The organism is Sphingomonas sp. CCH5-D11, assembly GCF_001557395.1.
In the GTDB taxonomy this organism is placed as follows: Bacteria; Pseudomonadota; Alphaproteobacteria; order Sphingomonadales; family Sphingomonadaceae; genus Sphingomonas.
The window spans coordinates 1-3,537 of the sequence record NZ_LSKH01000194.1 but is presented as its reverse complement, the minus strand read 5'-3'; the positions used below and the strand labels follow the sequence as shown (position 1 = coordinate 3,537).

General features: G+C 70.4%; 4 protein-coding genes. 2 read left to right on the top strand and 2 right to left on the bottom strand.

Annotated elements, in window-relative coordinates; translation table 11 throughout:
- Window positions 1-205: 205 nt before the first annotated feature.
- Complete coding sequence (locus AX702_RS12085) at window positions 206-1,693, top strand: methyl-accepting chemotaxis protein (protein WP_066779901.1); 1,488 nt, start codon at window positions 206-208, stop codon at window positions 1,691-1,693.
- Window positions 1,694-1,711: 18 nt separating this feature from the next.
- Here AX702_RS12085 and leuD read toward each other — a convergent pair whose 3' ends face one another.
- Window positions 1,712-2,281 (bottom strand): 3-isopropylmalate dehydratase small subunit, encoded by a 570-nt coding sequence (gene leuD, locus AX702_RS12080; protein WP_066779899.1) that lies wholly within the window; start codon window positions 2,279-2,281, stop codon window positions 1,712-1,714.
- The gene (locus AX702_RS12075; protein WP_066779898.1) at window positions 2,278-2,748 is read right to left on the bottom strand and encodes a MarR family winged helix-turn-helix transcriptional regulator; all 471 of its coding nucleotides are present in this window, start codon (window positions 2,746-2,748) and stop codon (window positions 2,278-2,280) included. Before AX702_RS12075 ends, leuD begins: the two co-directional genes overlap by 4 nt.
- A 92-nt stretch (window positions 2,749-2,840) precedes the next feature.
- On the opposite strand from AX702_RS12075, the gene AX702_RS12070 reads away from it, so the two are divergent.
- On the top strand, window positions 2,841-3,537 hold a 697-nt coding region (locus tag AX702_RS12070; RefSeq protein ID WP_066779896.1), incomplete at its 3' end, for a 3-hydroxy-3-methylglutaryl-CoA lyase.

Sequence of the window (3,537 nt, the reverse complement as noted above, 5' to 3'; positions counted from 1 at the left end):
CCCATCTGATGAGCCCCGCCAGCGCCGCCGCCGCCGCGCTGGCCGGTTGCATCATGGACGTGCGGGACGTGCGCGTGCCCGGGCGCGGCGCCTGATCGGCCAAGCCGGCGCGATCTTTCCCGCGGCACGCGCGGCCGGTGGTGCGAAAGCCCCCCTATAATAAGGCTTTGGAAGCGGCCACCGCGCCACCGTTCAGGAGCCCTGCATGTCTGACGCCATTGCCTCGCGTCTTGAGTTCATGGAATTCGACGCGGATCAGCGCGCCGCCTTGCGAGATACTCAGCCCGCCATTCGCGCCACCATCAGCAAGGCGCTGGACCGCTTCTACGCCCGCGCGCAGCGCACTGGGGAGACGGCCAATTTCTTCAGCAACGCCGCGCATATGGCAAAGGCGAAGGCGGCGCAGGAGAAGCATTGGGGGCATCTCGCCACCGCCCAGTTCGACAGCAATTATTACGAAAGCATCCGCCGCATCGGCGCCACCCATGCGCGCATCGGGCTGGAGCCGCGCTGGTATGTCGGCAGCTATGCGCTGGTGATCGAGGATCTGATCACCGGCGTGGCGCGCCGCGCGCCGTGGTGGCGGCGGCTGATGGCGGTGTGGCGGCCGGCGGCGGCGCAGGCGGCCACCAAGGCGCTCGTGAAGGCGGCGCTGCTCGACATGGAATTGTCGCTGTCGGTTTACTTCGAGGAAGCGCAATCCTCGCGCGAGATGGCGGTGGCGCAGCTGGAGGAGGCGCTGGCCGTGCTCGCGGCGGGCGATCTCACGCGCCAGCTTCGCGGCATGCCGCAAAGCTTCGCCGGGCTGGAAACCAGCTACAATGATGCGCTGGGCAAGATCTGCGAGATGATCGTGGCGGTGACGGACGGCGCCGGGCGCATCGACGCCGGCGTGCACGAGATCGCCCAGGCGTCGGAGGATCTCGCCCGCCGGACGGAGGGCAATGCGGCCAGCCTTGAACAGACATCGGCGGCGATGACGCAGATGGACGATAGGCTGAAGCACGGTGCGCAGGCGTCCCGCGCCACGGTGGAGCGCGCCGATCAGGCGATCGCCACCGTCTCCAGCGGGCGCAGCATCGCGGACGATGCGATGCAGGCGATGACGCGCGTGGCCCATTCCGCCAAGGGCATCGACAGCGTGATTGAGGGGCTGGACAAGATTGCCTTCCAGACGCGCGTGCTCGCCATGAACGCGGCGGTGGAGGCCGGGCGCGCCGGCGAGGCGGGGCGCGGCTTCGCGGTGGTCGCCGATCTGGTGTCCGCGCTGGCGATGCGCGCCGAGGAAGAGGCCGGCCGCGCGCGCGACCAGCTTACCTCCACCCAGGGGGATATCGGCGCGGCGGTGGAGATGGTGCAGCGCGTCGACGGCGCGCTGGCGAACATTTCGGAGGATGTCGGGCAGGTCCACGTGCTGCTCGCCGCGATCGCCAGCGACAACAATGCCCAGGCGGTTGCCATCGGGGAGATTTCCGCCGCCGTCGGCACGATGGATCGCTCCACGCAGCAGAACGCCGCCATGGTGGAGGAAACCTCCGCCGCCGCGCGCAACCTGTCGCAGGAGGTGGGTCAGCTGTCTGAACTGGCCCGCGCCTTCCGCACCGGCGCCAGCGAGGCGGGCGTCTCGCTCGCTGCCGCCGCTCACCGCCCGGCGCGGCGAGGCCCGGCATCGCCCGCGATGCTCGCCGCCTGAGCGTTGCTGGCCGCCGGCTCAGGCGGATTGGGCCAGCGCGCGCTCCTCGAAGGCCGAAATGGCGCCGGCGAAGCGCAGGGTGCGGCCGATATCGTCCAGCCCGTCGAGCAGCGCCCGGCGCACGCCGGGGTCGATGGTGAATGGCAGGTGGAGGTTGCCGGCCCGGATCGCCTGCGCCTCCAGGTCTACGTCGACCGGCGCGTCGGGCAAGGCGGCCAGCCGGTCGGTCAGCGTGGCGAGATCAGCGTCGGTCACGCTCGCCAGCAGCAGCCCGTTCGATGCCGCATTACCAGCGAAGATGCTCCCGAAGCTTGGCGCGATGACGCAGCGGATGCCATGGCCGGTCAGCGCCCAGACGGCATGTTCGCGGGACGATCCGGAGCCGAAATTGCGCCCCGCCACGATGATCCGCCGGTCGGGCGCGATTGCGTAGCTGGCGTCGCCGCCACGCACGTCGGCGAACAGATGCCGCCCCAGCCCCTCGCGCTCCAGCCCCTTCATGAACCGCGCGGGCAGGATCTTGTCCGTGTCGATATCGGGGCTGGGCAGCAGCGCGGCGGGCGCGCTCAGCCGCGTCCACGGCCTCATGCCGCGCGCTCCCGTCCCCCAACCGACGCCGCGCCCGAAGCCCCGACCGGCCCGTCGCCCCAGTCGCTCGCCAGCATCTCCAGCAGCGCCTCGAACCGCGCCTCGCCGATCGTGCCGGCGATCTGGTCGGTCAGACCCCCCATGATGCCCTGCGCATCGGCGCGCATCCGTTCGCCAAAGGCCGTCAGCGTCAATTGCTTGTGCCGCGCGTCGTCGGGGTCGGGCACCAGCGTCACCATCCCCTTGTCGATCATCTGCGCCACCGTTGCGTGGATCGCCTGGCGCGAGATGCCCAGCCGCCGCGCAATGTCCGACGGGCGCGTGATGCCGCTGACGATGTTGATCATCACCATGGATTGCGCGCGGCTGACGTCCGGCCACCCATGATCGTGCAATTGCGCCTGCAACCGCTCGTCCAGCCAGCAGAAACGCTGTAAAAGGTGCATCATCAGTTCGATCGACTTCATGGCACGGGTTAGAAGGCGTGGCGGCGGAATGCGCAAGCCGGCTTGCTCCGCCGATATGCTTAGCATACTAGGTATCACGGAGAGAGCAACCTTTGGCTGACGCAGCATCAGGTGAGTGCGGGATCGAGATCGTGGAGGTGTCGCCGCGCGACGGGCTCCAGAACGAGGCCGGCCTCGCCTCCACCGCCGACAAGCTGGCGCTGATCGACCGGGCGATCGCGGCCGGCGCGCGCCGCATCGAGGTGACGAGCTTCGTCAACCCCGCGCGCGTGCCGCAGCTTGCCGATGCCGATGCGGTCGTCGCCGGCCTGCCGGTACGCGACGACGTGACCTTCATCGCCCTGGTGCTGAACCGGCGCGGCGCGGAGCGGGCGCTCGCCACGCGCATCGACGAGCTGGGCGCGGTCTGCGTTGCCAGCGACACCTTTGCCCTGCGCAACCAGAAGCAGACCAGCGCCGAAAGCCTGCTGGCCTCGCGCGACACGGTGGCGCTGGCGCGCGCCGCCGGCCGCGGTGGGCAGATCACCATCGCCGCCGCTTTCGGCTGCCCGTTCGAGGGCGAGGTGTCGCTCGCCCGCGTGATCGACATGGCGCGGCGTGCGGCGGAGGCTGGCCCGCGCGAAGTGGCGCTGGCTGACACGATCGGCGTCGCGGTGCCGGCGCAGGTGGCCGAGGCGGTGGGCCGGGTGGCGGAGGCGATCGCGCCCTTGCCCGTGCGCGTCCATCTGCACGACACGCGTGGCACCGGCATCGCCAATGTCTGGGCGGCGATCGGGGCGGGCGCGCGGG

Excerpts from the sequence above, each read along its gene's own strand:
- AX702_RS12075 (WP_066779898.1), bottom strand. The coding sequence starts at position 2,748 with ATGAAGTCGATCGAACTGATGATGCACCTTTTACAGCGTTTCTGCTGG.
- leuD (WP_066779899.1), bottom strand. The coding sequence starts at position 2,281 with ATGAGGCCGTGGACGCGGCTGAGCGCGCCCGCCGCGCTGCTGCCCAGC.
- AX702_RS12085 (WP_066779901.1), top strand. The coding sequence starts at position 206 with ATGTCTGACGCCATTGCCTCGCGTCTTGAGTTCATGGAATTCGACGCG.